The organism is Acinetobacter sp. ANC_7504 (assembly GCF_056779995.1).
In genome coordinates, this window is sequence record NZ_JBWYIZ010000002.1 from 221,426 (window position 1) to 248,239 (window position 26,814).

General features: G+C 39.0%; 30 protein-coding genes, 6 tRNA genes and 1 pseudogene. 29 read left to right on the forward strand and 8 right to left on the reverse strand.

All coding sequences use genetic code 11. The features are described 5' to 3' along the window. Positions 1–34 precede the first annotated feature (34 nt). From AC1M9F_RS04955 to AC1M9F_RS04970, 4 genes are read left to right on the forward strand one after another with little or no spacing between them, the layout of a single operon-like run. Positions 35–985 carry a homoserine kinase gene (locus tag AC1M9F_RS04955; RefSeq protein ID WP_481597203.1) on the forward strand — a complete coding sequence of 317 codons (951 nt, stop codon included), beginning with the start codon at positions 35–37 and terminating at the stop codon, positions 983–985. Between the two features lie 24 nt (positions 986–1,009). Next, positions 1,010–1,633: a DUF1294 domain-containing protein gene (locus AC1M9F_RS04960; RefSeq protein WP_481597204.1), complete on the forward strand. Its 624-nt coding sequence runs from the start codon at positions 1,010–1,012 to the stop codon at positions 1,631–1,633. A 29-nt stretch (positions 1,634–1,662) separates the two neighbouring features. After that, positions 1,663–2,055 (forward strand): DUF4870 family protein, encoded by a 393-nt coding sequence (locus tag AC1M9F_RS04965; RefSeq protein WP_035267567.1) that lies wholly within the window; start codon positions 1,663–1,665, stop codon positions 2,053–2,055. Positions 2,056–2,081: 26 nt separating this feature from the next. Next, positions 2,082–2,396, forward strand: a complete 315-nt coding sequence (locus tag AC1M9F_RS04970) for an antibiotic biosynthesis monooxygenase family protein (protein ID WP_092766466.1) — start codon at positions 2,082–2,084, stop codon at positions 2,394–2,396. Between the two features lie 2 nt (positions 2,397–2,398). Here AC1M9F_RS04970 and AC1M9F_RS04975 read toward each other — a convergent pair whose 3' ends face one another. From AC1M9F_RS04975 to AC1M9F_RS04985, 3 genes are all read right to left on the reverse strand, one after another. Continuing rightward, positions 2,399–3,286 carry a DMT family transporter gene (locus tag AC1M9F_RS04975; protein ID WP_035267563.1) on the reverse strand — a complete coding sequence of 296 codons (888 nt, stop codon included), beginning with the start codon at positions 3,284–3,286 and terminating at the stop codon, positions 2,399–2,401. Positions 3,287–3,339: 53 nt separating this feature from the next. Continuing rightward, positions 3,340–4,071, reverse strand: a complete 732-nt coding sequence (hisA, locus tag AC1M9F_RS04980) for a 1-(5-phosphoribosyl)-5-[(5-phosphoribosylamino)methylideneamino]imidazole-4-carboxamide isomerase (protein WP_035267561.1) — start codon at positions 4,069–4,071, stop codon at positions 3,340–3,342. A gap of 129 nt (positions 4,072–4,200) precedes the next feature. Beyond that, positions 4,201–4,962: a hypothetical protein gene (locus AC1M9F_RS04985; RefSeq protein WP_179999052.1), complete on the reverse strand. Its 762-nt coding sequence runs from the start codon at positions 4,960–4,962 to the stop codon at positions 4,201–4,203. A gap of 556 nt (positions 4,963–5,518) precedes the next feature. Here AC1M9F_RS04985 and AC1M9F_RS04990 point away from each other — a divergent pair. Then, a complete protein-coding gene (locus tag AC1M9F_RS04990; RefSeq protein WP_481597205.1) occupies positions 5,519–5,947 on the forward strand; it encodes a helix-turn-helix domain-containing protein in 429 nt (142 codons plus the stop codon). A 50-nt stretch (positions 5,948–5,997) separates the two neighbouring features. On the opposite strand, the gene hisH is transcribed toward AC1M9F_RS04990, so the two are convergent. After that, positions 5,998–6,615, reverse strand: coding sequence for an imidazole glycerol phosphate synthase subunit HisH (gene hisH / locus AC1M9F_RS04995; protein WP_481597206.1), 618 nt, complete (start codon positions 6,613–6,615; stop codon positions 5,998–6,000). Then, positions 6,615–7,208 carry an imidazoleglycerol-phosphate dehydratase HisB gene (gene hisB / locus AC1M9F_RS05000; protein WP_035267557.1) on the reverse strand — a complete coding sequence of 198 codons (594 nt, stop codon included), beginning with the start codon at positions 7,206–7,208 and terminating at the stop codon, positions 6,615–6,617. Before hisB ends, hisH begins: the two co-directional genes overlap by 1 nt. A 93-nt stretch (positions 7,209–7,301) precedes the next feature. Here hisB and AC1M9F_RS05005 point away from each other — a divergent pair, with 93 nt between their 5' ends. The 4 genes from AC1M9F_RS05005 (at position 7,302) to AC1M9F_RS05020 (ending at position 9,050) form a co-directional block, all read left to right on the forward strand. Beyond that, positions 7,302–7,679, forward strand: a complete 378-nt coding sequence (locus AC1M9F_RS05005; RefSeq protein WP_035267556.1) for a GNAT family N-acetyltransferase — start codon at positions 7,302–7,304, stop codon at positions 7,677–7,679. A gap of 173 nt (positions 7,680–7,852) precedes the next feature. Then, positions 7,853–7,928: transfer RNA gene (locus AC1M9F_RS05010), tRNA-Phe, on the forward strand. Positions 7,929–8,066: 138 nt separating this feature from the next. Beyond that, a tRNA-Phe gene (locus AC1M9F_RS05015) sits at positions 8,067–8,142 on the forward strand. Positions 8,143–8,273: 131 nt separating this feature from the next. Further along, positions 8,274–9,050: a class I SAM-dependent methyltransferase gene (locus tag AC1M9F_RS05020; protein ID WP_481597207.1), complete on the forward strand. Its 777-nt coding sequence runs from the start codon at positions 8,274–8,276 to the stop codon at positions 9,048–9,050. A 6-nt stretch (positions 9,051–9,056) separates the two neighbouring features. Here AC1M9F_RS05020 and AC1M9F_RS05025 read toward each other — a convergent pair whose 3' ends face one another. Then, positions 9,057–9,479 (reverse strand): GNAT family acetyltransferase, encoded by a 423-nt coding sequence (locus AC1M9F_RS05025; RefSeq protein ID WP_179999046.1) that lies wholly within the window; start codon positions 9,477–9,479, stop codon positions 9,057–9,059. Positions 9,480–9,749: 270 nt separating this feature from the next. On the opposite strand from AC1M9F_RS05025, the gene AC1M9F_RS05030 reads away from it, so the two are divergent. Next, entirely contained in the window at positions 9,750–10,217 is a 468-nt protein-coding gene (locus AC1M9F_RS05030; RefSeq protein WP_481597208.1) for a hypothetical protein, read from the forward strand. 217 nt (positions 10,218–10,434) lie between these two features. Here the strand turns inward: AC1M9F_RS05030 and AC1M9F_RS05035 are convergent, their stop codons facing one another. Beyond that, positions 10,435–10,704 (reverse strand): oxidative damage protection protein, encoded by a 270-nt coding sequence (locus AC1M9F_RS05035; RefSeq protein ID WP_481597209.1) that lies wholly within the window; start codon positions 10,702–10,704, stop codon positions 10,435–10,437. A gap of 28 nt (positions 10,705–10,732) precedes the next feature. Continuing rightward, on the reverse strand, positions 10,733–12,163 hold the full coding sequence (argH, locus tag AC1M9F_RS05040) for an argininosuccinate lyase (protein WP_481597210.1): 1,431 nt from the start codon (positions 12,161–12,163) through the stop codon (positions 10,733–10,735). Here argH and AC1M9F_RS05045 point away from each other — a divergent pair. From AC1M9F_RS05045 to AC1M9F_RS05135, 19 genes and pseudogenes are all read left to right on the forward strand, one after another. Then, the gene (locus tag AC1M9F_RS05045; protein ID WP_481597211.1) at positions 12,154–13,308 is read left to right on the forward strand and encodes a sensor histidine kinase; all 1,155 of its coding nucleotides are present in this window, start codon (positions 12,154–12,156) and stop codon (positions 13,306–13,308) included. The genes argH and AC1M9F_RS05045 overlap by 10 nt on opposite strands. Positions 13,309–13,360: 52 nt before the next feature. After that, positions 13,361–14,098, forward strand: a complete 738-nt coding sequence (locus tag AC1M9F_RS05050) for a LytR/AlgR family response regulator transcription factor (protein ID WP_092766460.1) — start codon at positions 13,361–13,363, stop codon at positions 14,096–14,098. Between the two features lie 95 nt (positions 14,099–14,193). Beyond that, the gene (gene hemC / locus AC1M9F_RS05055) at positions 14,194–15,114 is read left to right on the forward strand and encodes a hydroxymethylbilane synthase (RefSeq protein WP_481586959.1); all 921 of its coding nucleotides are present in this window, start codon (positions 14,194–14,196) and stop codon (positions 15,112–15,114) included. Between the two features lie 9 nt (positions 15,115–15,123). Next, positions 15,124–15,906 carry a uroporphyrinogen-III synthase gene (locus AC1M9F_RS05060; protein ID WP_481597212.1) on the forward strand — a complete coding sequence of 261 codons (783 nt, stop codon included), beginning with the start codon at positions 15,124–15,126 and terminating at the stop codon, positions 15,904–15,906. Then, on the forward strand, positions 15,903–16,742 hold the full coding sequence (locus AC1M9F_RS05065; protein ID WP_481597213.1) for a hypothetical protein: 840 nt from the start codon (positions 15,903–15,905) through the stop codon (positions 16,740–16,742). The genes AC1M9F_RS05060 and AC1M9F_RS05065 overlap by 4 nt, the downstream gene beginning before the upstream one ends. 2 nt (positions 16,743–16,744) lie before the next feature. Next, positions 16,745–17,938, forward strand: a complete 1,194-nt coding sequence (locus AC1M9F_RS05070) for a heme biosynthesis protein HemY (RefSeq protein WP_481597214.1) — start codon at positions 16,745–16,747, stop codon at positions 17,936–17,938. Between the two features lie 9 nt (positions 17,939–17,947). After that, positions 17,948–18,364 carry an acyl-CoA thioesterase gene (locus AC1M9F_RS05075; RefSeq protein ID WP_035267539.1) on the forward strand — a complete coding sequence of 139 codons (417 nt, stop codon included), beginning with the start codon at positions 17,948–17,950 and terminating at the stop codon, positions 18,362–18,364. Positions 18,365–18,490: 126 nt separating this feature from the next. After that, positions 18,491–18,814, forward strand: coding sequence for an H-NS histone family protein (locus AC1M9F_RS05080; RefSeq protein ID WP_035267603.1), 324 nt, complete (start codon positions 18,491–18,493; stop codon positions 18,812–18,814). A gap of 166 nt (positions 18,815–18,980) precedes the next feature. Further along, positions 18,981–19,724 carry a type II secretion system protein N gene (gspN, locus tag AC1M9F_RS05085; protein ID WP_092766456.1) on the forward strand — a complete coding sequence of 248 codons (744 nt, stop codon included), beginning with the start codon at positions 18,981–18,983 and terminating at the stop codon, positions 19,722–19,724. Continuing rightward, entirely contained in the window at positions 19,724–20,560 is an 837-nt protein-coding gene (locus AC1M9F_RS05090; protein ID WP_481597215.1) for a type II secretion system protein N, read from the forward strand. Before gspN ends, AC1M9F_RS05090 begins: the two co-directional genes overlap by 1 nt. Positions 20,561–20,602: 42 nt before the next feature. After that, positions 20,603–22,990, forward strand: coding sequence for a type II secretion system secretin GspD (gene gspD / locus AC1M9F_RS05095; protein WP_481597216.1), 2,388 nt, complete (start codon positions 20,603–20,605; stop codon positions 22,988–22,990). Positions 22,991–23,059: 69 nt separating this feature from the next. Next, positions 23,060–23,734, forward strand: a complete 675-nt coding sequence (locus AC1M9F_RS05100) for an FHA domain-containing protein (RefSeq protein ID WP_481597217.1) — start codon at positions 23,060–23,062, stop codon at positions 23,732–23,734. Positions 23,735–23,792: 58 nt separating this feature from the next. Beyond that, a complete protein-coding gene (locus tag AC1M9F_RS05105; RefSeq protein ID WP_481597218.1) occupies positions 23,793–24,464 on the forward strand; it encodes a phosphoglycolate phosphatase in 672 nt (223 codons plus the stop codon). 117 nt (positions 24,465–24,581) lie between these two features. Then, complete coding sequence (gene trpE / locus AC1M9F_RS05110; RefSeq protein WP_481592877.1) at positions 24,582–26,075, forward strand: anthranilate synthase component I; 1,494 nt, start codon at positions 24,582–24,584, stop codon at positions 26,073–26,075. Between the two features lie 98 nt (positions 26,076–26,173). Continuing rightward, a tRNA-Thr gene (locus tag AC1M9F_RS05115) sits at positions 26,174–26,249 on the forward strand. Between the two features lie 53 nt (positions 26,250–26,302). Next, a tRNA-Tyr gene (locus AC1M9F_RS05120) sits at positions 26,303–26,386 on the forward strand. Positions 26,387–26,420: 34 nt separating this feature from the next. Continuing rightward, positions 26,421–26,496 (forward strand) — tRNA-Gly (locus tag AC1M9F_RS05125). 14 nt (positions 26,497–26,510) lie between these two features. Beyond that, positions 26,511–26,585 (forward strand) — tRNA-Thr (locus AC1M9F_RS05130). 149 nt (positions 26,586–26,734) lie between these two features. Next, positions 26,735–26,814: pseudogene (locus AC1M9F_RS05135) on the forward strand (hypothetical protein); the annotation flags it as partial.

Here is a 26,814-nt window from a genome sequence, read left to right on the forward strand (position 1 = left end):
TCAAAATAATGTAAGTTTTTTCGCAGGTTTTTTTATGTCGGTTTATACCACTTTGACTTTAAAGGAAGTTCAGGATTTTGCTACGCCTTATGGATTAGAGGTGATTGACCTGATTCCGATTCAAGGAGGTATTCAAAATACGAACTATTTTCTAGTTTGTGCAGATCAAACCGAATTTGTTTTAACAATTTTTGAAGATATGGATGAGCAAGGCGCAGGTGAACTCATCCCTGTACTTGAGCATCTGGGTCATGCAGGTCTGCCTGTGCCTGTACCTTTGAAACATTCAGGACGTTCGATTCAGATCTTAAAAAATAAACCTGCACAAATTGCGCCTAGAATGCGTGGCAAGCATCCTATGCCTTCATCACTTGAACAGGTTCAGTCCATTGCTATTGCACAGGCTCAAATACATGTGGCTCTCGATAACTTTCCCTTAGAGCGCGCAGAGTATCGTAATCATGATTATTGGTTAAGTGTGGCTCAGCAGCTTCGACCTACGCTAAATCCAGCCGATCAAGTATTATTAAATAGTTTGTTAGGTTTATATGACGCTCTTACCGCAATGTACCCTGATCGTCCACGAGGTTTTATCCATTCTGACCTATTTAGAGATAACACTTTATTTGAAGGGGCTACTTTAAAAGGGATACTCGATTTTTATGAGTTGAATAAAGATGAACTTTTGTTTGATATCGCCATTACGATGAATGATTTCTGTACAGAATATCCAAGTGTTCATTTGAATGAGGAAAAGGCCTTAGCATTCTTGGAGGCTTATCAAAGTGTACGTGAAATGACCAGTGATGAAAAATCATGCCTAGAACTCTATTTAGCGATGGCAGCTGGACGTTTCTGGATGATGCGTTTGCTAGTGGCTCAAAAGAACAAAGAAATGGGGCGTGTTGGCGAGGATATTTTGCAAAAAAATCCTTTAGAAATGCGCAATATGCTGGTTGAACGATTAAAATTTGTCACAGCTTAAAAATTTAAAAAATCTGGGGGAAATATGCGTGATCAAGGTCGTCTAGTTGAATGGTTTGATGAAAAAGGCTATGGATTTATTCAACCCAATGATTCATCCAAAGATCGCGTTTTCCTTCACATTAAAGATTTTGCCAAACCAGGCCCAAGACCGATTCCAGGTTGTGCTTTGGAGTATATCGTTCAATTGGATGGTCAAGGTCGATTTAAAGCGAAACAAGTAACATACTTAAAAGCGACTCAGGCAAAAAAAGTAAAAACGAAGCCGCGTCATTCACCAGTTACTCAACAAAAAATGCAACCGATGCAAGTAGCGATTATTGCTTATATCTTGACGCTTGCTACATTAGTCCTCGTGGGGCTATTGAGTATGATGGTGGTGTTGGTCATTTTATTGATGAACCTGATCACCTATGGCTTATATGCACACGATAAAGCGGCGGCTCAACAGGGGAGTCAACGTGTACCAGAAAATACATTACATGTGGTTTCTATATTAGGAGGATGGCCGAGTGCTTGGCTTGCTCAGCAACGCTTGCGTCATAAAACACAAAAACAACCATTTCGAAAAATTTATTTCTGTACTATAGCGTTTAATATACTGATTATTTTATGGATAATTTCACCATTTAATGGTTTGAAATTATAAAGCCTCAAAAAAATTAAAAAGGTGACTTTATGAATTATACAGCTGATCAAGATCCAAACCGCAGCTTAACGATTTTACTTTATATCCTGTATATCATCGCTATTTTTTCAGCAGGTATTTTGGCGGTTATTGCGCTAATTATTAACTATTGGAAACGATCAAAGGTACAGGGCTCAATTTTTGAAAGTCATTTTACTTGGCAAATTCGTACTTTTTGGTGGTATTTAATTTGGAATATCATCGCGTTCCTGCCGTTTTTGTTCTTATTCTTCACGGGTGACAATCCTAATGCCTTTGCTGGTGTAGCACTGGGTGCAACAACATTCTGTATCGCAGTGATTGGTTTGTCATGGGTTTGGATTGTTTATCGTGCGATCAAAGGAATTATTAAGGTCAATGATAACGAGCCAATGTATCAATAATTAAAACTCATGAATGGGGTGGTGTCATGATTATTGAGCATGTTCATTTAAATATCAAAATGAACCAGAGTGAGGCATTCGAAAATGCTTTTAAATTAGCTAAAGACATTATTTCACCAATGAAGGGGCTAAATGCGGTTCAGCTGATTAAAAATACGAATAATGAACATGCTTATATTTTACTGATTTACTGGGACAAACTTGAAGATCATACGGAAGGTTTTAGGCAGTCAGAGGCGTATTTAAAATGGAAGGAACTCTTGCATCCCTTTTATACGCCTATGCCTGAAGTGCAGTATTTTCAACCATGTATGATGTTAAAGCTAAAAGAGCCCCAATAAGCTTATTCTTTCTTCTTAAATTTTGGTCTCCACTCACTGGTAATTACACCGAGCACAACCAACACGCCACCTAAAATTGAGAGCATAGCTAAACGCTCACCTGCTAATCTCCCAATCAAAGCCGCCCAAACAGGTTCGCCAGAATAAATAATGGCAGCCTGTGAAGGATCAACCACGCGTTGAGCCCAGTTCATGACTAACTGAATGATTGCACTTGCAAGTCCTAAACCTACAATAATCGCAACGAAGATCCAGTTAAACTCAGGGAGTTGTGTTTCACCCACCAATGGTGCCATTAGAAAACAAATTAACGATGCAAAAATGAGTTGTAATATCGTCACTCGGCGTAAATTGACTCGAGGCGCAAAGTAACTAATGAGAATAATTTCAAGTGCAATCGCAATTGATCCTATCAAGGTAATGATCTGACCAAATTCAAGCCGAATAGCACCAAACCCATTGCCTGTTAAGAAAACTAAACCTACAAAGGCGAGTCCTGCCCCTATCCATGTCATGACATGTGGCCTTTTGTTAAAGAGCAACCACAATAAGATGGGAACCAACGGCACATAAAGTGCTGTCAAAAAGGCAGATTCGCTACTGGTGATGGTCTGTAAGCCAATGGTTTGCGTTCCATAGCCAATTGCAATCACTGTTCCAATGCAAAATCCTGCCCAAATATCTTTGGCACTAAAATTTTTACAATATTGAAGTGAGATGAGACCAACAGCCAGCGCAGCTGCTGCAAATCGAAAGGCAACGAAAAGCACTGGTGTGCTGAAGCTCAATCCATATTTGACTGTTATGAAACTGGCACCCCAAATCATCGTAATTGCAATGAGGGCAAGTTGTGGTGTTTTGGTTTTGAGGGTAGGAGATAAATTCAACATATTTTTTAAGTAAGAAAAAAGAGGTCCTAAGACCTCTTTAGAAACATGCGCTATTAGAGCGCTTGTTCATCAAGTAATAATTGAGCTTCACGAAGATTTAAAGTGCCTTCATAAATTGCACGACCAGTAATCGCACCTAAAATACCAGGCTGACCTTTTAAGTTGCGAACGTCGTCAAGATTGGTCACACCGCCTGAAGCGATCACAGGTAAACCTGAATAAGTCGCAAGATTAACTGTTTGTTCGATATTCACACCTTGCATCATGCCATCACGTGCAATATCGGTATACACGATACTAGATACTCCAGCATCTGCAAAGCGTTTAGCTAAATCAGTTGCTTTCACGTCAGTTACATTTGCCCAGCCGTCAGTTGCGACCATGCCATTGATTGCATCAATACCGACAATGATGTGACCTGCGAATTTTCTACAAGCTTCCTCAACAAACTCAGGTTCTTTGACTGCTTTTGTACCAATAATGACGAATGATACACCTGCATCTAAGTAGTGTTCGATGGTTTCAAGAGAACGGATGCCACCACCAATTTGAATTGGCAGTTCAGGTTGTGCTTTTGCAATCGCTTCCACAACAGGTTTGTGAATAGGTGTACCAGCGAAAGCACCATTTAGATCAACTAAATGTAAACGGCGAGCGCCAGCGTCTACCCAATGTTGTGCTGTTGCCACAGGATCATCAGAGAAAACGGTATCGTCTTCCATACGACCTTGTTTTAAACGGACACATTTACCATCTTTAAGGTCAATTGCAGGGATAATCAGCATGCTTTCGCTCCTTGCCAGTATTCTGGAGTTTATTCGCAGCAATCTTAGCAAAGAAACATCAAATGAGCGAAGTAACAATGAAAAAAAACCGTCAGAACAATGTTGACGGTTTTTAATACGAACTTTGAATTAAATGTATGGTGTTGTATCTAAGTTAGAGATTAGATCAAAGCTAGTTGGTGTGATACTGGTTGGGATTGCACCTAAAGCATTTGTGATCTCTCCCGTGAATCCTACAAGATCACCCACGACAGGAATCGATGACAGAGCATCTGTTACAGGTGCTAAGTCATCCAGTAAATTATCCAATGTTCCTGAGACGTCTCCTAATGTTCCTGTGACACTGCCTAAAGGATCATCAATGAGACCAGTCACGAGATCAAGAGGTTTGGTACTTGCGACATAATCTCCCGTTTCACTCACGAATCCCAAAAGATTTGAAGAAGTTTCTCCGACAACATCTACGACAGCACCTAAACCTGGCACTTGGCTTAGCAGGTCGGTCACGGGATCGGCTAAACCAGCGACTTCACCTACAACATTTGAAACATCTTTGATGGTTTGGCCTACAGTTGCAGTAGTGCCATTCAATGCAGTATTAATGCCCCCTAATAGATCTCCCTTCGAAAAATCATCAGCGATAGCGTGTAAGCCTCCGCTTAAATTTCCTAGTAAATTATTTTCAAGATTGAGTACCGATTCCACTGTATCTCCGATCAGTGGCAATTCTGTTAACTTATCCGTTAATGGTTTGGTCAGCGTCCCTACTGTGTCAACAACGGTATCTACAACTGTCGTTACGGTTTCTAGAATAAAACCAACTGCTTTCGTAATTCCCTGTAAAGCAAGGCTTAGAACGCCACTGATTTTTCCAGTAAAAAGTTTAAACATGTGCAGATTGCTCCAAAATATATGTGGTTAGTGTTGGATCTTTGTTGTTTCAGCAAGTTCATAATTAACAAAGAAAAAAATTTCAGACAAATCGAAAAAAGACAATATAAGTGGAATAATTTTGAAGATATGCCGTAAAAACAGCAACTTAATACAACACAAGGGTAATGTTTAAAAATGTTAACAAAATCAATTATTTATTGTGGTTTAATTTGGTGCTTGATAGAATAAATGTACACTTATAATGCATGAATATTATCGAGTAGCATGGTGTAAATACCTAAAATGCCAACTTGTTCGATTCGTTGATTGATTTTGTGAATTTTGTGTATTTTTTTAATGATTAAAATTGGTGCTCATTGTCTTTACATAAGTTAACAATTAATCATTGGGTCAAATTATTTTTCTTTTTAATTCAAACTGAGTAATGAGAAAAATTAGATCACACTTTTATTTGTGAATTATCAATATTGAAAATAATTTAAATTTCATCTGATTTGTTTGGCAATATTAGACTCAACTGCATAGGCTTAATGTTAAATTGAAACTGCAGACAGTGAATAAGATTTGGACAGAAGCGATGGCAGTTCAAGAAGATGATTTATTTAGCGAAGGTGCTAAAAAACTTAGAAAATTGATCAAAGAGAAAAACATTAAACCGGCTGATGTGGTGAATGTATTGGGAGTCTCTAAGGAAACACTGTCGAAATGGGTGCAAGAGTCAACTCCTGCCAATGCTCAACATCTAGTTGAATTAGCGAAAGTACTGAGTGCTGCAGAACGATGGGTTTCAGACGCAAAAGATGGTAAAAAATCAGAAAGTTTTAAACAGTATCATTTGAAGGATGAGTTGGCTTTAAAAGATGCAACGCCAGAACAACTAATTTCAGAACTTAAAAGTCGTTATGCTGCGCTGAATCTAAAAGCAGAAATTAAAGTAACTGTTGAGCCAATTGAAGGTGGCTTTGTCGTAAAAGATATTTAGAGTAAAGTCTGAAAAAAAGCTCACTGAAAACAGTGAGCTTTATTATGGCTTTAAATTTTCCACTCTACAAAATTTTTCAACAACTGTAAGCCAGCTGTATGACTTTTTTCTGGATGGAACTGCGTAGCAAACAAATTATCTTTATGGATTGCGGTGCAGAATTCCAAACCGTAGTTACATGTCGCAGCAATGATCTCAGATTGTTTCGGTTCAACATAGAAACTATGTACGAAATAGAAACGAGCATCTTGATCAATGTTGTTCCACATTGGATGGCTTGGATCTGCTTGGTGTACCTGATTCCAACCCATATGGGGAACTTTTAAACCTTCAATATCTGGAAAGCGTTTAACAGCACCTTCAAAAATGCCTAATGCATCTGCACCACCATTTTCTTCAGAGTGTTGCATCAGAGCTTGCATGCCGACACAAATCGCAAGGACAGGCTTGTTGAAAACGGCATTGCGTACAACCTCGTCAATGCCAGCCTCATGCATACCTTGCATGCAATCACGCATTGCACCAACGCCTGGGAACACAATTTTATCTGCTTGAGCAATCAGCTTAGGATCATTGGTCACATCAACGGTTGCACCAATATGCTCAAGTGCTTTTGCTGCTGAGTGAAGATTTCCCATGCCATAATCAAGAAGGGCAATACGGGTCATTACAAAGTACCTTTGGTTGAAGCTACAGTATTTTCTGCACGTGGATCTACTTCACAAGCCATACGAAGTGCTCGTGCAAATGCTTTAAATACACTTTCAATTTGGTGATGGCTATTTTTACCTTTCAAATTGTCTATGTGGAGTGTCATTAATGCGTGATTCACAAAGCCTTGGAAAAACTCAGAGAATAGGTCGACATCAAAAGTACCAATGCGCGCGCGCGTAAATGGAATGTCCATCCATAAGCCAGGGCGGCCTGATAGGTCAACAACGACACGACTCAAGGACTCATCAAGGGGTGCATAGAAGTGACCATAGCGACGTAAACCTTTTTTGTCACCTAAAGCCTGTGCAAATGCCTGACCAAGGGTAATACCACAGTCTTCTACTGTATGGTGATCATCAATTTCTAAATCGCCGTCGCAATGAATATCGATATCAAATAAACCATGACGCTTGATTTGGTCGATCATATGGTCTAAAAATGGAACACCTGTATTGAGGGTGCCTTGACCAGTACCATCAAGATTCACGCGAACACGAATTTTGGTTTCGTTTGTGTTTCTTACCACTTCACTGATACGTTGCGTCATAGACACGTTCCTCAAAAACGTTAAAAATGATGAATGTAGATTTTCGATGTCACGAAAGTGACAGCATATTAGATTGCTCAGGAGGGTTAATCAATGCCTATAACCGTACATGCAATAACTTCGCTTGATAATGTTGAAGTTCGTGAACAGCTTGAGCGCTTATATGACACCAGTCCAGAATTTAGTGACGGACAAGATGCTATTGAACAACTTGAGCAAAACTTAGCTCAGTATACCTTACTTTACACGGCAGAATTTAATACAAAGATCATTGGGGCCATTTGGTCAACTGGACAAGGTGAAAGTCGAACGCTTGAAAATATCGTAGTTCATCCGGCTAACCGTGGACGTGGTGTCGCAGAGCGCTTAGTGAGTGAAGCATGTCGAATGGAAGAAGAGAAAGGCGTCAACCATTTTGAGCCTGGATGTGGTGCAATACATCGTTGTTTAAGTAGTTTGGAAAAAATTTAAAACTATTGTTCGATTTTAAATATTAAAAAGTCAGTCAATACTGGCTTTTTTTATTGGATTTGTATGTATTTACAGCGAATAATCTAAATATTGTTTTAAAAACATCCAGTTGTTTAAATATCCCAAAAACTTGCTTGACTATATCGAGATGAAACTGTTTAATACGCGACATCGGCGTGATAGCTCAGTTGGTAGAGCAACGGATTGAAAATCCGTGTGTCCCCAGTTCGATCCTGGGTCTCGCCACCATATTCTTTTAAGAATTTGTATTTTCAATCTCTGATCCCATCAGAGATTTTTTTTTTGGGGTAAAATTTACTCGAACAAATAAAAAATGCATGATTTTTATTGACTATTGAGCTCAGTTACGGCTTAATACACCCCATCGGCGTGATAGCTCAGTTGGTAGAGCAACGGATTGAAAATCCGTGTGTCCCCAGTTCGATCCTGGGTCTCGCCACCATATTCGAAAAATCCTCAACATTGTTGAGGATTTTTTTTGCTTATAAAAAATACAAAATGAAGTGAAGTCATGCATCATCCATTTTCTTTGATGTGCTAAGGTTGATTTCTCGATCAAATCCAAAATAAAAAATGAAAGACCTATTTTCTGATCAAAGTGAGCTTTATCAACAAGCCCGTCCAAGTTATCCACAAAGTGTGATTGACGAAATCTTAAAATATGTTCAGAACTATGAAATGGCTTGGGACTGCGGGGCTGCTTCAGGACAATTTACTCGGATATTAGCTCCACATTTTAATCAAATCATTGCAACGGATATAAGCGCAGCACAGCTTCAGCAAGCCCCAGCAATAGATAATGTAATCTACCGAATTGAAAACGCTGAACATAGCAATTTTAAAGCACAATGTTTTGACCTGATTACAGTTGCCCAAGCCATTCATTGGTTTGACTTTGAGCTATTTTTTCAAGAAGTCTATCGAACACTGAAGCCCCAGGGTGTCTTTGCAGTGATTGGATATGGGCTTATTGAAGTGGAGAATGAGGAGCTCCAAAGCTGTATTGAAAAGCTATATTACCAAGTATTGAAAACATATTGGGAGAGTGAGCGTCACTATATTGATCTGAAATATCAAACGATTCCATTTCCTTTTGAAGAAATCCCGACCCGTGAGCAGCACATGCATTGTAAATGGCGGATTGATCAATTGATTGATTATTTAAATACATGGTCAGCTTTAAAGAAATATCTTAAACAAAATACGCAAGCCAATAATCAGGCGACACAAATCTTAAATCAGATGAGCCAATATGCCTTAACTTTGAATAATGATACCGGTCATAAATTTAATATTCGATTCCCAATATTTTTACGGATCGGTAAATTGATAAATGCTCCTGTTTTATAAAATTTCTTAATGGTCGTGAATGAGTCTTTTAGCAAGGCATACAACTTCTTTTTCGTCATATCCCAATTGTTCATAAAAGTTTTGAATATCAATAAATTCTTTTTGCACTAAAAGCTGAACTTCTGGACAACCAAGTGCAATCAATCTTTTTTCCAAATGTTGAATCAACGCTGTAGCAACACCATTCCGTTGATGATTGGGATGTACCGCGAGGTAATTGATCCACCCGCGATGACCGTCGTAACCACCCATTAATGTTGCGATAATGAACTGATCTTTCACAGCCACCAAGAATAAGTCATCTTTTTGTGCAGCCTTCCTAAAAATATCAATTTCTGGATTATTCCATGGTCGTGTTAGATCACATCTTTCCCAGAGTTGAATGATGTCTTCTAAGTCAGTCTCAATATAAGGACGAATGATAAACATGATGCGCTCAAATGGTGGTTAATTTTAATACAGAGATTAGCCTACTCTGATGAAATTGATAACTCATAATCATCTTATGTGTCTATTTTCTGCTTTACATTTATGCAGTCTTTTTTAGATAGGAAGATAAATATCAATAAAAAAGATTTGTCTGTGACGTGAGTCTAACAATTCTTGTTAAGTAAATGATATTTAAGATAAATGGTAGTTGTGTTTGGCTGAAATGTTTTTAAAGATGGCTTTTATTACGTTCAGTGAGAGCGATGGGGAATGAGACAATTTAAGCAAGTTTTGTGGGGAATCTGTGCTTGGGGTCTTTCGAGTTTGAGTTGGGCGGCACATCCTAACAATGGGCATTTTAAATTACTGCCAGATGATCAGTTAAGTTTGGTCAATGCTTTAGGTATTGAGGAATCTCAAATTCGTGAAATTATATCTTTTAAATCTCAGGATTTAAACCATTTAGAAAATTTCGTGAGTGATAGAAAAAGGATTCATTATACAAAGGATGAAGAGCAACCTTTTAAAGCGTTTATGGACTTAACATCTATGAACTCTTTACAATTCAATGGACAGGTTTTGGAGCAGCGGTTTGATCTTCAAAATCGGCAGATTTACATTAAATTTGGCCCAATTCGTGTTGACCGAATGGAGATGCAGTTAAATATGGATGGAGTTTACCAATTAGGTCATATTTTAAATCCACCACAAGCACTTCTTTCGTCAGCTAAATTTTGACTCCATTGATATTTATTTGATGTCCCATAAAAAAAGAACCTCTATTACGGAGATTCTTTTGGGATTAAAGCCTGTGCACACCTTTTGTGTTTTTCTTGCCTAATTTTTAAAGTAACGCATAAAAAAGAATCCCCAAAGATGGGGATTCTTTTTAGATTAAAGCCTACGCGGACTTCGTCCTTATCTTACGTAAAAAAGAAAAGCAGTGCTTTCTTTTTTACTCAGGCTTTAGGCCTTCAGCTTTTTCTAAAGTTTCATCATTGTTGAAGAACTTTTCACGTTGTTCTTCAAGAAATTTTTTTGCATCAGCTTCAAAGACATTTAAACATTTTTCATTGATTAAAGTAGTTTGATGCTTCAACCATTCGCCCCATGCTTGCTTAGAAACACTATCAAATAGTTCCTGACCTTTAGGGCCAGGGAATGGTGCAAAATCCAAACCTTCCATTTCTTTTTGATACTTACGGCAAAATACTTGGCGAGACATATCAATACTCCAAAAATATAATCAGAAATTAAGCGTAAAGAGCTTCTAAACGCGCATGAGCACGCTCAATTGCTGCTTCAACTTGAGCTGGTGCTGTTCCACCGATGTGGTTACGTGCATTGACTGAAGCTTCTAAAGTTAAAGCTTTTTCAAAGACGTCAGCTTGAATTAAATCAGAGAATTGTTGAAGCTGCTCAAGTGTAAGTTCTGATAAATCCTTACCTTCTTGGACTCCAAGCGCAACTGCTTTACCGACGATTTCATGTGCATCGCGGAATGCAACACCATTCTTCACTAAGTAATCAGCAAGGTCCGTTGCTGTTGAGAAACCACGCAGCGCAGCTTCGCGCATTTCAGGAATATTTGGAACAAGCGCAGGAATCATGTCTGCGAAAGCCATTAAAGAGCCACGAACCGTATCAATAGCATCAAATAATGGTTCTTTATCTTCTTGGTTGTCTTTGTTATATGCCAAAGGTTGACCTTTCATGAGGGTAAGTAGACTCATTAAGTCACCATATACACGGCCTGTTTTACCACGAACAAGTTCAGGTACATCAGGATTTTTCTTCTGAGGCATGATTGAAGAGCCTGTGCAGAAGCGATCAGGAATATTCACAAACTTGAATTGTGCAGATGTCCAAAGAATTAATTCTTCAGACATACGAGATAAGTGCATCATGATGAGTGATGCCGCAGCATTAAACTCAATACCAAAATCACGATCAGATACAGCATCTAATGAGTTTTCTGCAACTGCTTCAAACCCTAAAAGTTCTGCTGTATAAGCACGATCGATTGGATAAGTGGTACCTGCAAGCGCAGCAGAACCTAAAGGCATACGATTCACGCGTTTACGGCAGTCAATCAAACGTTCTGAGTCACGTACCAGCATTTCAAACCATGCCATTAAATGATGTCCAAACGTCACAGGCTGTGCAGTTTGAAGATGTGTAAAGCCCGGCATGATTGTATTAGTATTTTTAGCAGCCAAGCCTAGAATGCCTTTTTGTAGTTTGTGTAATAAGCCTAAGATGGCATCAATTTCATCACGTACATACAAACGAATATCCGTTGCTACTTGGTCATTACGGCTACGACCTGTATGTAATTTCTTACCTGTAATCCCAATACGTTGTGTTAATCGAGATTCAATGTTCATGTGAACATCTTCTAAATCAATACGCCATTCGAAGTTGCCAGCTTCAATATCCGCTCTAATTGCGGTTAAGCCTGCGATGATGTCATCACGCTCTTGTTCAGTGAGTACACCGACTTTTGCCAACATCGTTGCATGTGCGATTGAACCTGCAATATCTTGTTTATAAAAGCGTTGGTCAAATTGGACAGATGCTGTAAATTCAGCGACAAAGGCATCAGTTGCTTCGGAAAAACGACCGCCCCACATACCTGAAGTTTGGGCTTGTGACGGATTAGAGGAATTAGAAGATGTGGTCATGTCGGCTCAGTAAAAGAAAAAGCAGTAATTTTGCATCCAGTATAACAAATTCAAATCAAGATGCCGAAGTCTTGCCTATGGATAATTCTTCAAAAGATAAACAAGAATTTATCGACGCCAATTTCTTTGTACGTATTGGGCAATGGCAATATTTTGCAGAGTTATTTATTGCCAGTATTTTTTTGGCGTTATTGCTGTGCCTAGCAGAGTCACAGTCTTGGTCAAATTTACAGACATCACAAGTGATCAAGTATGTGCTTTATATCAATTGGGTGGTATTGGTCTTTATTGCCGTAATTGATTTATTTAGGGCGTTTTGGCAAAAACTAACCACTTGGCAGTCTGCGATTTATACATTTGCACTATTAGAACTCATTATCCTATTCACTACTTGTAGTTTGAATTTTCTGTTTTTTTGGGGGAGTAACTTTTCTTTACAAAAATTTTCATGGTTACTTTTATTTGATCATGTGATTTTACATATGAGCTATGGCGTATTGTTGATCACTTTTTGTTTACGATATATCTATGTTCGGGGTGAGTGGTTAAAGCAGCAACAAGGTGAATTGAATGCTCGAATTCAAGCCATGCAAGCAAGAATACATCCACACTTTCTTTTTAATAGTTTAAATAGTGTGGTGAGTCTGATTGGGAGTGATCCAGATAAAGCAGAGCAAATGCTCATCGATCTTTCAAGGTTGTTTAGAGCAAGCTTTCAAGAGCTGAAAATTGTCACATTAAAAGAAGAAATCCAATTGTGTGAACATTATTTGGCGGTTGAAAAGCTAAGGTTGGGTTCGAGATTAAATGTGGAATGGAATATCTTGCAACCAGAGCAGTTGGGCCAAGCAAGTATTCCTTTTTTAACTTTACAGCCTTTAATTGAGAATAGTATCTTTCATGGGGTGGAGAAAAAGTTAATTGATGCAAAGATTGTCATATTGGTTGAAATATTACAAAATCAAGTCACTATAGTCATTACTAACCCTTATATAGCCGATAAAATGGCCAATAGGGAGGGGAATGGTATTGCGATAGAAAACGTGAAACAGCGTTTGAAAGCACACTATGGGTATACGGTACAGTTTAGGAGTCATGCAGGTAATGGAATTTACACGACTGTAGTCCAGTACCAATATAAATAAAATCAAGTTAATACATTAAAATAAGCAACGTTAACTTGAGCAAGGAGGAACAATGGACATCCTAATTTGTGATGATGAGCCACTCGCGGTTGAGCGCTTATCTCGCTTGGTCACTCAATTGGGGCATCAAGTTGTTGCAACTGCGCACCATGGAAAAGAAGCTTTGACCTTAGTGCAACAATATGAGCCTGATGTAATTTTACTTGACATCCAAATGCCTGAAATGGATGGTTTGACATGTGCTCAGCATCTTTCACAGCTAAACCCTATGCCCGCCATTGTTTTTTGCACGGCCTATGATGAGCATGCTTTGACTGCTATTCAGGCACAAGCGAAAGGCTATTTATTAAAACCGATTATCAAATCAGAATTAGAAAATACACTCAATAATTTAACTAAACTTACTCAAGCTCAAATGTCGAATATAGAACAAAAAGAAAATATGGAAGAAAAACATCAACGTCAGCAAATCGCTGCGAAAACGTATCGTGGTCTTGAACTCATTCCTATCGAAAATGTTTACTATTTTCTAGCTGATCAGAAATACGTAACAGTACGACACAAAAACGGCAGTGTGTTGATTGATGAGACTTTAAAAGATCTAGAGCGTGAGTTTTCAAATAAATTTATACGAATTCATCGAAATGCGCTGATTGCATTGGATTATTTGGATGGATTGGAGTTGGTTGCTTCAGGCCAGTATCAAGTTCGTTGTCGTGAACTTGAAGAGAAATTGGCGGTCAGTCGCCGTCACTTACCTTTGCTTAGAGAAAGAATGCAAAATATTTAGTTGCCTAAAATTATAGTGATTGCCGAACAATTTACTTGCAATTTTGGGACAGCAGGGTAAGTTTAGGATGTCTAAAGTTTGGCAGCATTAAAATGATCAAAACCTTAAAAATTGCAACTCGTCAAAGTCCATTGGCTTTATGGCAAGCGGAGCATATTCGTGAGCGACTTGAGACCCTACATGCTGGCCTAAAAGTTGAGTTGGTGACGTTTGTGACCCAAGGTGATAAAATTTTAGACACTCCTTTAGCCAAGATTGGTGGAAAAGGTTTATTTGTTAAAGAGCTTGAGGCTGCATTACTTGATGGTCGTGCAGATCTGGCTGTCCATTCCATGAAAGATGTGCCGATGGCGCTCCCAGAAGGATTAAGTCTTGCCGTGATTTGCGAGCGAGAAGATCCTTTAGATGCTTTTGTTTCGAATAATTATAGCAAGTTTGAAGATTTGCCCCTTGGTGCCAAAGTAGGAACCTCAAGTTTGCGTCGTAAATGTCAAATTTTAAAAGCCCGTCCAGATCTTGAGATTATAGATTTACGTGGAAATGTAGGCACACGACTATCTAAGCTTGATGATGGGCTTTACGATGCCATCATTCTGGCAAGTGCAGGCTTAAAACGTTTAGGTTTAGCAGAGCGTATTCGACACACGCTGGATGCACAGACGAGTTTACCCGCAGTTGGCCAAGGTGCATTAGGTCTTGAGTGTCGAGGTGACGATGCACGCGTATTAGAGTTGATTCGACCTTTATTACATGCAGAAACTGATGCGTGTGTTCGTGCAGAACGGGCATTTAATGCTTATTTGGAAGGCGGGTGTCAGGTACCGATTGCGGGATATGCGACTTTAAATGATCAACAGATTCAATTAGAGGGGCGCGTAGGCAGTGTGGATGGTCAAACATTATTGGTTGCTAAAGTAGAAGGTCCAGTTGAACAAGCTGAAACGTTGGGTGTTTCACTAGCAAAAGCTTTGATTGACCAAGGTGCTGCTGATTTATTAAAAGCACTGTATAAATAAAAAAATGAAATGAAGTTTATCAATACTCGACCTGCAGATCGTGCTAAGCCTCTCAATGAGGCACTGGTACGTGCAGGATATGAGCCTATCGAGTTATCTGTACTAGAGTTGGCTGCTGTTCATTGGAGTGATGAACTTGATCAGCTCTTTCAGCAATTAATTTCAGCACAAGTGATTGTGGTCGTCAGTCCAACAGCCATTGAAGTTGGCATGCAGTTTCTCGAAAAATCGGGACTTAGATTGACCGATTTAAATCATATCAAATGGATTGCAGTTGGCCGGAAAACAGCTGAAGCTCTAAGTCGATATGGTGTTAAAAGTTTAGTTCCAGATGTTGAAACATCTGAAGGAATGTTAAGTCTTCCGGTTTTAACACAAAATGCTGATCTCAAACGTATTGCGTTTTGGCGGGGAGAAGGTGGCCGTCAGTTCATGATGCAGCAGTGTCGTACTGCTAAAATTGAAGTACTTAATTTTGTTTTATACTCCCGCTACTGCCCAAGTGATGCTCAAGATAAATTTAAACATCTACTTGAAGCATTCAATGCAAATCCACAATCTTATGCTGTATTGATTAGTAGTGAAGCCAGTTGGAAAAATTGGCTGAGTTTATGCAAAAATTATCCTGTATTTATGCAACACGGTCATTACTTGGTTTTAGCGGATCGGTTATATCAGATCGTGTGTATGTATCAACAGACCTCAAATACTAAATTTCAAATCACTCAAATTGCGGACTTAATGCCAGATACGATTTTGTCGCAGCTTGAAAGTGAACATAGGCACTCATGAAGAAAATTTTATATCTATTCATTTTAGGCTTAATCATTTGGTTGATTAAACTCAGCTATGATCATTTTTCATTACAAGAAAAAGTTGAGTTGCTACAACACACTCAACATAAATCAGAGCAATTAGTGGCAAGTTTGAATGATCAGTTGGTAGCAATTCAGCGCTCAAATCAGCAGGTTTCGTCTCAATCCAATCCACCTCAGCAAAACAATAATCAACAAGAAATTCAATCTGAAATCAATCCAATCAAACTCTTAAGTCAAAAATTAGAGCTAATTCAATTTGCCTTAGATCAACATGAGTTTGTATATGCACTTGAGCAACTCAATCAACTGGATCAACTGGTTGAGCGCTTGGTTTTGGCAGATACATTGCAGGTTTCAATGCATCGAGCTGTTGAGCATGATCAAAAAATGATTCAACAATATGTTGTGGCAAAAAATATTCAAATTGCTCAGTTAGGTGACTTGCTTGAAAATATTGATGCAAATTTGAAAAATGAACAACAAGTACAGCACCTCACGAGTGATAACTCTTCGCAATCCTCATGGTTTGAACGTGTATTCAAAGTTGAACGCGTTGATGAACAGATGCCGGTATTACTTAATCGAAGATTAGTTTTAAAAGAAGTTCAATTGAGAGTGTTATTTGCTCAAAGAGCACTACAACAAGGACAATACATTGACTATCAAAATGCACTGACCTCAATTATCGATGAACTGGATCAACTGCCTGATGCTGTGGCAATCAAAATAAAAAATAAAGCGAAACATCTCAAACAAGCACAACTTTTACCTGTCCCTAAATTGAACAGTAAAGCAATTTTAGAGGGCTAATCATGAAACATATTTTTATAGTTTATGCATTAGTTGGTTTAATGATATTAGCCGTGTTAAGTGTGCTGAGTTATCAAGAAGGGCCAGGTTATATTTACATACTTTGGCACGGTATTCAGATTCAAACGAACCTCTGGTTTGTTTCATTGTTTCTTCTATTCATTGCTTTATCTCTTCATCTTTTATGGTTTTGGGTTGGAAAGATGAGATCAAGAGAGCAGCGTAAAATTCAACAAGTTACAGACTTTTCAAGGTTACATACGTATGAAAAATTAGGTGTTTTGTGGGTTTTGGAGGCCAACACAAAACAGCGAGAATATTTACAACCTGTGTTTGAGAACTCAGGGTTACTCAAAGAGGTTATTCAGTCTCGTATATGGTTGAAGCAAGATCGTATTGATGATGCGTTGAGTGTTTTACAACAAAGTCCTGCAGATGCTTTTGAATTGGCTGAACTCCAGCGTATTGAAATTTATTTAGCTCAAGAGCTTCCAGATCAGGCTTTAACCCATTTAGAGTTTTTACATGGTCATATGCTGTCACCTTGGTTAAAAGATCTTGAAGATGCTTATCAGCATAAGTTGAATCATCTATGGGGTAGATTTGCGATTCAATATCCATGGCATTATTTAAAAGCCACGCAATATGGTCATTTAGATTTGGAACATAAAAAGAAATGGCTTTTAAAGCTACTCAATGATTTTGACAACGTTTCAAATACAGATTTAGAGCTTATTCAAATTCGGTATGCTCAAATGAGTGATCAAATTGTGTCGTCTTCATATGGTATTAAATCGTTATGGTTAAAACTTATTTCTCGCATTCCTGAGATGGCTTTTGATGAAACTCAACTTTCTTTGTCTTTATTAGAAGAACGGTTCGATCAGGATATTTTTTATTTATGGTTTCAACAACAATTGTTAAAACAAAATCCTGATTATGAAATGCTTGAAAACCAGATTGATCATTTTGAAATGAAATATCCTGGATTACCGATTTTGAGTTTTTCTAAATGGCATATTTATACTGCGACTCATCGTGAACAGGATGCTGAGGCATTATTGCAATTATATCCTGATCACCCTTTAATGAACTATTTAAGAATTAAATCTGTATTAAAAGGCGATGCTGTATTAACTCAGCAATTGAACAGTGTCTTTGAGACCCATAATAAATTTATTCAATTTAAGTTATGAGAATGATGAATGAAACAAATGAATGAGTACAAAGTCATTACCCATCAAAAAGTCGCTTGGGGTGATATGGATGCTTTTGGACATGTCAATAATGTGATTTATTATCGCTATATTGAAACTGCTCGAATAGAGTATTTGAATCAATTAGAAATCTTAGCGTTAGATATTAATACTGTTGTGGCTTCAAATAGTTGTAAATATCTTAAACCAGTGTTTTATCCTGATTATTTACGCATTGGAACTAAAGTGGTTGAATTGCGTAACTCTGCCTTCAGGATGGAATATACAGTTTGGAGTGAGCAACAGAATGAAATTGTGGCAATTGCTGAGGCCGTTATAGTTTGTGTGGATAAAAATACAATGCAAAAGGTTTTGATTCCAGAGCATATTAGAGAAAAAATAATAGAAATAGACTCGGTTAATTAATGTGTTAAATTATTTGTTTTATTTATGTATATTAAATAACATGATGGATTGATTAAAATAATTTATAACAATAAGATGGCGCTTTATAAATCTAATAATGATATTGAATTTTTTGGAGTAAATGTTATGCCTGATATTAGTAATTTATCTGTTGAAGAGTTAAGAAAGTTAACTGCTGAAGCCCAAGCTTTGATCGAGTCTAAGAAAGATCAGGAAATTGAAGATGCTTATCATCAGATTACTCAAATTGCTGAATCAGTGGGTATGTCTTTAGAGCAATTCATTGAATATGGTGCACAAAAGCGTAAGAAAAGCACGCGTAAATCTGTAGAGCCTCGTTATCGTAATAAAAATAATACTGCGGAGACTTGGACAGGGCGTGGAAAGAAGCCACGTTGGTTGGTTGCAGAGCTTGAAAAAGGTGCCAAATTAGAAGATTTCCTTATCTAATTTCACTGATTTGTCATGTAATGACACTAATATTAAAAAAACCAAGCAAATCTGCTTGGTTTTTTTATAAGTGAATTGGAGAAGTGTAAAATTTATGCATAATACCAAGATAGAAAATTTTCAAACATTTTGCGGTTAATTAGACTTAGATGTTGGTATACATGGAATGATAAAAAAATCAAAAAAAATGGTGTGGTTAAGCGTCGCTATCTTCGCTTTTTTATTATTTGTTTTTTTACAAGTTCCAGCATCGTGGCTCATTGCTAAATTTTATAAAAATAATCAAATTTTAAAAAATGTCAGTGGCAATATCTGGCAAGGTCAAGCAGATTGGCAAAAAGGAAATCTTGCAGGTTCTGTCATCTGGCAAACACGTCCTCTCGATCTGATTTTATTAAGAGCTGGTGCCAACTTAGAAATACATAGTGGTCAGACGCAACTCAACGGTGTGGTGGGTTATGGGCTTGGAAAAAAAATAATTATCAAAAATATGAATGGAAATATTGCCCCTGAAACACTCAAAACATTTGTGGATTGGCAATGGCCTCAGAATAGTATTCAGTTGAAGGATGTAGCATTTCAATTCAAACAAAACGATGGTTTTGCAAAAACCGCCGGAGAGATGCAATGGGGTGGTGGTACGCTAACTTATACCTTTGCCCAGAAACAAGAACGAATGAATATGCCATCTTTAAAAGGGCAATTTTCAGACGAAGCTGGAAAACTGCTCATTGATGTACAAGATCAGCGCGGGCAGAAAATGGCCAACCTTAGTTTAGATCCTGCATTAATGTTGGATGCACAGGTGACCCAAAGATTATTAATGAATGTGCCTTCATATGATGGTAAAGCTGGTTTGGATACCTTTGTTGTCAGTACGAGACAGCCACTGCTGAGTGGAGGCTTCTAATGAAGGGATTCCAAGATAAGTTTTCACAAATTTCATTTAAAGATTTAGATCGAATTGCTCCGCTTACTTTATTTATTCTGATTTTAATCTTAATGTGGAAGCTCGCTTCATTATTTTGGTTGGTGGTTGCACCACCGCAAGTCATGCAAGTTGAGCCAGTCGCATTAGGTTCGCAGCAACCTCCTGTTCCGAATATATCGAGTTTCTCTTTGTTTCAAGAAACAGGTGCGCAAGTGAGTGGTGCTGATGCTAATTTAGCGCTTACGTTGCAAGGGGTTGTGGTTTCGACGCCAAGTAGTCAATCTTCAGCCGTGATTAAAGTGCGAGAGGTTGCTGATCGTTATACCATTGGACAAACTTTGGAAGGAAGTTCTTATCAGCTTTCAGAAGTATATTGGGATCATGTGGTATTGAAACAGCCGAGTGGTGCGACGACTGAGTTGAGATTTACTGGAATAGAGAATCTTAATCAGCCACTGATACCTGATGCACAGCAAAATTCTGCTAACGTAACACCGAATTCTGGTCAAACGACCACTCAAAATGCCATTGGTCAGGCAATCAATCAAATTCAAGAAAATCGTGAACAATACTTAAGTAATATGGGTGTCAACACTGACAGTGGTCAAGGTTATGAAGTCACGGATCGAACGCCTGCATTTTTGAGAAGCAAACTGGGATTAAGACCTGGTGATCGCGTTTTATCCTTGAATGGGCAGTCAGTCGGTCAAGGACAAAGCGATGCACAACTGCTAGAACAGGCTAAACGAGAAGGTAAAGTTCGCATTGAAGTAAAACGAGGTGATCAAGTGATGACCTTCCAACAAGAATTTTAAAATGTGTAAATTTGCATAAAGTATTAGGAAATATAACAAGTTATGGATTTTTTAAATCGAAATCGGTCACTTTGGGCGATGGTCGCAGTAGCACCAGTATTGGCTGTCGCAAGTACCGCTGCGCAAGCGCAAACTTGGAAAATTAACCTGCGTGATGCAGATTTAACTGCATTTATTAATGAAGTGGCAGATATCACGGGAAAAAACTTCGCAGTTGATCCGCGGGTTCGGGGTAATGTGACGGTCATTTCAAATAAGGCTTTAAACAAAGCTGAAGTCTATGATTTGTTCTTGGGTGTGTTAAACGTTAATGGCGTTGTTGCTGTACCTGCGGGTAACACTATCCGCTTAGTCCCTGACAATAATGTAAAAAATTCAGGTGTGCCTTTTGATGCCTCTCGGAACGCACGAGGTGATCAAGTGGTTACTCGTGTCATTTGGCTGGAAAATACTAACCCCAATGATCTAATACCAGCGTTAAGACCGCTCATGCCGCAATTTGCGCATTTGGCGGCGGTACAAGGAACAAATGCGCTTATAGTCTCAGATCGTGCGAATAATATTGCACAGCTTGAAACGATTATTCGTAATTTAGATGGAACGGGACAAAACGATATTGAGGCTATTAGCTTGCAGTCTAGCCAAGCTGAAGAGCTGATAGTTTTGTTGGATTCAATGTCTTCTACGGGGGGTGCCAAAGACATTTCAGGTTCTCGAGTACGTATTATTGCAGATGCACGTACTAATCGGATTTTGATCAAGGGTGATCCAAGTACTCGTAAACGCATTCGTCAAATGATCGAAATGCTTGATGTTCCTTCAGCTGATCGCTTAGGCGGTCTAAAAGTATTTAAGCTTAAGTATGCAAGCGCAAAAAATTTGGCTGAAATTTTACAAGGTTTAGTATCTGGTCAGGCGGTGAATAGTACCAGTAATTCAAATAGTTCAAGCTCCAATTCAAGTGCTAGTAACTCATTAATTAATAATACTTCGAGTAATACGTCTTCAAATGGGAGTGTGAGTACTCCAGCGATTAATTTGAATAGTGGTTCAAATCAAAATCAACAAGACATTACGAGTTTTAATAGTAATGGCGTGAGTATTATTGCTGATGGTGCACAAAATGCATTAGTGGTAAAAGCAGATCCTCAACTCATGCGTGAAATTGAATCCGCTATTCAACAACTTGACGTGCGTCGTCAACAAATTCTCATTGAGGCTGCTATTGTTGAAGTTGAAGGAAATGACGTAGATCAATTGGGTGTTCAGTGGGCACTAGGTGACATCAGTAGTGGTATTGGTGTAATCAATTTCGATAAAGCGGGTGTGGGGCTGAGTCAATTGGCTTCTGGATTCCTTGGTAATGTAGCTACGGGTGCTGGTTTGATTGGAGCTGGTGCTTCATTGGCCTTAGGTGAATATAAAGAAGGTGCGAATGGATCGCGTAAACTGTATGGCGCACTGATTCAGGCATTGAAGACCAATACTAAGTCGAACTTACTGTCTACACCATCGATTGTCACCATGGATAACGAGGAAGCTTATATCGTTGTGGGTGAGAATGTCCCATTCCAGACAGGATCTGTGACAACGACAGGTGGAACAGCAAACCCTTATACTTCAATTGAGCGTAAAGATGTTGGTGTAACATTAAAGGTCATTCCGCAAATTGGTGAAGGTGGAACAGTTCGTCTTGCTGTAGAACAAGAAGTATCCTCGGTGAAGCCAGATAGTGGTGAGGCGAAAGACTTGGTGACCACTAAGCGTGCCATAAAAACCTCGATTTTGGCTGAAAATGGTCAAACAATTGTACTGGGTGGTCTGATTTCAGATGATACTAAGTTAACGCGTCAAGGCGTCCCAGGTTTAAGTTCGATTCCTGGTTTGGGTAGACTGTTTAGAGCAGATGCAAAGAATAATGTGAAACGAAACCTACTCGTTTTTATTCATCCAACAATCGTAGGAGATACGGCTGATATTCGTAGATTGTCACAGCAACGCTATGACCGTTTATACAGTTTGCAGTTAGCGCTAGATGGTGATGGAACATTTAAGAAGCTACCGGATAATGTTGATGATATCTTCCAACAGCGGTTGCCTGTATCAAGTACTCCTCAACCCGTCAAGCCTATCGTAGTGCCATCAACGCCTCAAGCATTAGAGCCACAGGTACAGCGTTATACTGCTCCAACAGTGCAGTCTAAGCCAGTAGGGCGTGTGATTGAACGTCCAAATGTCATCGTGACTCAGGATCCTGTGGTGAAATCAACGCGAGTGCTGCCAAAGCCTGTGATTTACAATCAAGTTGCCACAACAAATACAAACAATGCCCAAGTCGTGGTGGAAACCCCTGTCGCGATTGAGCCAAAACAAGATGTGCAAAGAACACAAAATACGGTCACAACCACGACATTGAGACCATCTCGATAACATGCGTTCAATGTGAATCTCGAAAACAGCCATGTTAAAATGTCAAAACTTGAATAATGGATCGAAACTATGACTTGGAAATTACAAACAATTACTGGCGAATTTGCGGGTAAAGAAGTTGATATCGATCGAGACATGTTGGTGGGTCGTCATCAAGATGCAGATATTTTGATTCAGTCTGCAGATGTATCACGCCGTCATGCTGCTTTGTTTCTAAAAGAGCAGGTGCTCACTGTTCAAGACTTAGGTTCGTCAAATGGCACGTTTATTAACGATACAAAAATTGCTGAAGGCGAAACTATTGTTAAAGATGGCGATATTCTGCAATTTGCTAGCCATAAATTTTCAGTTTTAGCACCTGCGCAATCTGCACAAACATTACAAGATGTTCAGCAGCCTAGCGAAGCAATCGCAACAGCTGAAATTTCTTCAAAGGTTGCAGTAGAGAAGACAGCAGCAGCTGAAATGCTTGAGCAGGGTATGCCGGATCTGAAAGAGCGAGATAGCTCAGTTCAGCTTACTCGAGATGGTATGCCTCAAAATGTAGGAATTCCTAAACCAGCGCCAATTCCTGAGGGAGTTGATGTTAATACAACTGTCAATAAGCATGAAGCGTGTGAGGTAAATATTCCTGCAGCTTGTACGGAAAAAGAGTTGGAAACTCAAAAAAATGCCAATATTGGCTTAATGGCATTATTGGTGTTAGTGATTGTGGCACTGGTTGCCTGGTTTATTTTCAACTAAGTTGCATGTGATTTCTTAAGGCATGCTTTCGCATGCCTTTTTTGTTAGGTTTAAAATAATGAATATTGCGAATTTGGAACAGCGTGACTTAATTCTTTTTGATCTGGATGGAACCTTGGTTGATTCGGCATTTGATCTATATCGTGCCATGAATATGAGTTTGAATGTATTAGAACTGCCTTTGGTCACAGAAACTCAAGTTCGAAATTGGATTGGCAAAGGCACTTCATTGTTCTGTCAGAGTGTTTTAATGCATCTGACTGGCCGTGTAGAGCCTTCTGAGCATCAACAATTATTGGATACTTTTTTAGAAATTTATAATGCAGAGCCGTGCGTGGATACGCGTCCATTTCACGGCATTATCGAATTTTTAGAATGGGGTCGAGCTCATCAAAAAAAAATGGTGTGTGTTACGAATAAGCCGGAATTACCCGCTAGAAAAATATTAGCTGAATTAAATATGGATCACTATTTTGTGGATATGGTGGGTGGAGATCGTTTTGAGGTGAGAAAACCAGATCCGAAACCTTTGTTGCATTGTGTTGAAGCCTTCGGAACTGATGTGGCAAATACCTTGATGATTGGTGACTCATCGAATGATGTACAGGCAGCGCGCCGTGCGGGTATTGATTGTATTGTCGTAAGCTATGGTTATAATCATGGTGAAGATATTCAGCTATGTAAGCCGCAACAAGTAGTTGATGATTTAACTGTGTTGATTTCTAAATAAGTTGTAATAAATAAAGAAGGGTAGAGGAATGAATAGTTTTAATGTTTTTCGATGGCGTCTCTCAGCGCAGACCTTATAGAACATTCAATATGCATCGAAAACTACAGAGAATTCCTCATGACAACGTCAACTCAATTTCAACAACTTCAATCACAAGGTTTTAACTTAATTCCAGTTTATCGCCAACGCTTAGCAGATACTGATACTCCATTGTCAGTATTTGCACGTTTAAAACAACATCAACAAGCCTATTTATTTGAGTCTGTAGAAGGTGGTGAAAACTGGGCGCGTTATTCCATTATTGGTCTAGGTGAGTCAACCGTATTCTCTTGTAATGCAGGACAGTTAACAATTCAGAATGCTGACGGTCAAGTCGAATCGTTTGAGTGCCAAGATCCTTTCCAGTATATCCGTGACTTTCAATCGCAGTTCAAAGTGCCATCAAAAGCAGAACTTCCAGATTTGCCTAACTTTACAGGGGGCTTGGTGGGCTATCTAGGTTATGACGCGGTACGTTATATTGAACCGCGTTTAAATAACGTTCCTGATGCTGATCCTGTTGGATTGCCAGATTTATGGCTCATGTTGTCTAAAACAGTTGTAGTTTTTGATAATTTAAAAGACACGCTATTTATTATCGTACATGCGGATACACAGGATGCGGATGCTTTTAATAAAGCACAAAGCCAGCTGGATGAAATTGAATCATTACTTGCCACACCGGTGAGCTTGCAGGCAAAGCCTCACACGGCCCCTCATTTTGAATCATTAACAGGTAAAGAAAAATTCTTAGAATCGATTGAAACTGTTAAAGAGTACATTCGTGCGGGTGATGTGATGCAGGTGGTTCCTGGTCATCGCATGGTATCGGACTTTGATGGTGATCCTTTACAAGTATATCGTGCATTACGTCATCTTAATCCTTCACCATATCTGTTTTTAGTACAAGGAAAGACGCTTAGTGATGAAAAGCCATTTTATATTGTGGGCTCATCACCAGAAATTTTATCGCGTTTAGAAAATGGGGTGGCGACTGTGCGCCCATTAGCGGGCACACGACCACGCGGTAAAACAAAAGAAGAAGATCTAGCGCTGGAGAAAGATTTACTTTCCGATGAGAAAGAAATCGCAGAGCACTTAATGTTGATTGATTTGGGTCGCAATGATATCGGGCGTGTATCAAAAATCGGTAAAGTGCAAGTCACTGATCAAATGGTGATCGAACGTTATTCACATGTCATGCATATTGTTTCTAATGTGCAAGGGGAAGTTGCGGAAGGCGTAGATGCTTTGGATGTTTTTAAAGCAACATTCCCTGCAGGAACACTTTCTGGGGCGCCAAAAATTCGTGCTATGGAAATTATTGACGAAGTTGAGCCAGTAAAACGTGGAATTTTTGGCGGTGCTGTTGGTTATTTAGGCTGGCATGGTGAAATGGACATGTCTATCGCAATTAGAACCTGTGTTATTCGCGAAAATAAGGTTTATGTACAGGCTGGTGCGGGTCTTGTTGCAGACTCAAATCCTGATTCTGAGTGGAATGAAACCCAAATAAAAGCTCGCGCAGTGATCAAAGCGGTTGAATTATCATCAAACGGATTGATTTTGTGAGTTTTTAGGGTTTTTTTTGAAAAAAACACTTGCACGGATTTCAAGTTTTGCTAAACTGCACACCGTTCCGATACGAAACGTACGAAACACTAAGAAACGCCGGCATAGCTCAGTTGGTAGAGCAACTGACTTGTAATCAGTAGGTCCACAGTTCGAATCCGTGTGCCGGCACCATCTTAGAGAGTTTAAGTAGTCGAGTAAAGAACAACACTGAAGTAAGTGTAAATGGTGAGATTCCCGAGCGGTCAAAGGGAGCAGACTGTAACTCTGCCGCGTAAGCTTCGAAGGTTCGAATCCTTCTCTCACCACCAATTTTAAAACTTCGATCTAGTGTCTTACCAATATGCGGGAGTAGCTCAGTTGGTAGAGCGGCAGCCTTCCAAGCTGCATGTCGCGAGTTCGACCCTCGTCTCCCGCTCCATCGAAGTATTAAATGCTCTTATAGCTCAGTGGTAGAGCACTCCCTTGGTAAGGGAGAGGTCTCGAGTTCAAATCTCGATAAGAGCTCCAGATATACAGTTTAGTAGAAATTTCTACAAAGTTTTAAAGAAAGCAGGCTTATTAGTCTGCTTTTCAAGTATTTAAAGTGTCATTTTTTTGGCGACAGGTCGATACTGAACAATCTTAGAATTGTGTTCGACGTAAACGAGGAAGATCTCATGGCTAAGGCTAAGTTTGAACGTAATAAGCCACACGTTAACGTGGGCACAATCGGTCACGTTGACCATGGTAAAACAAC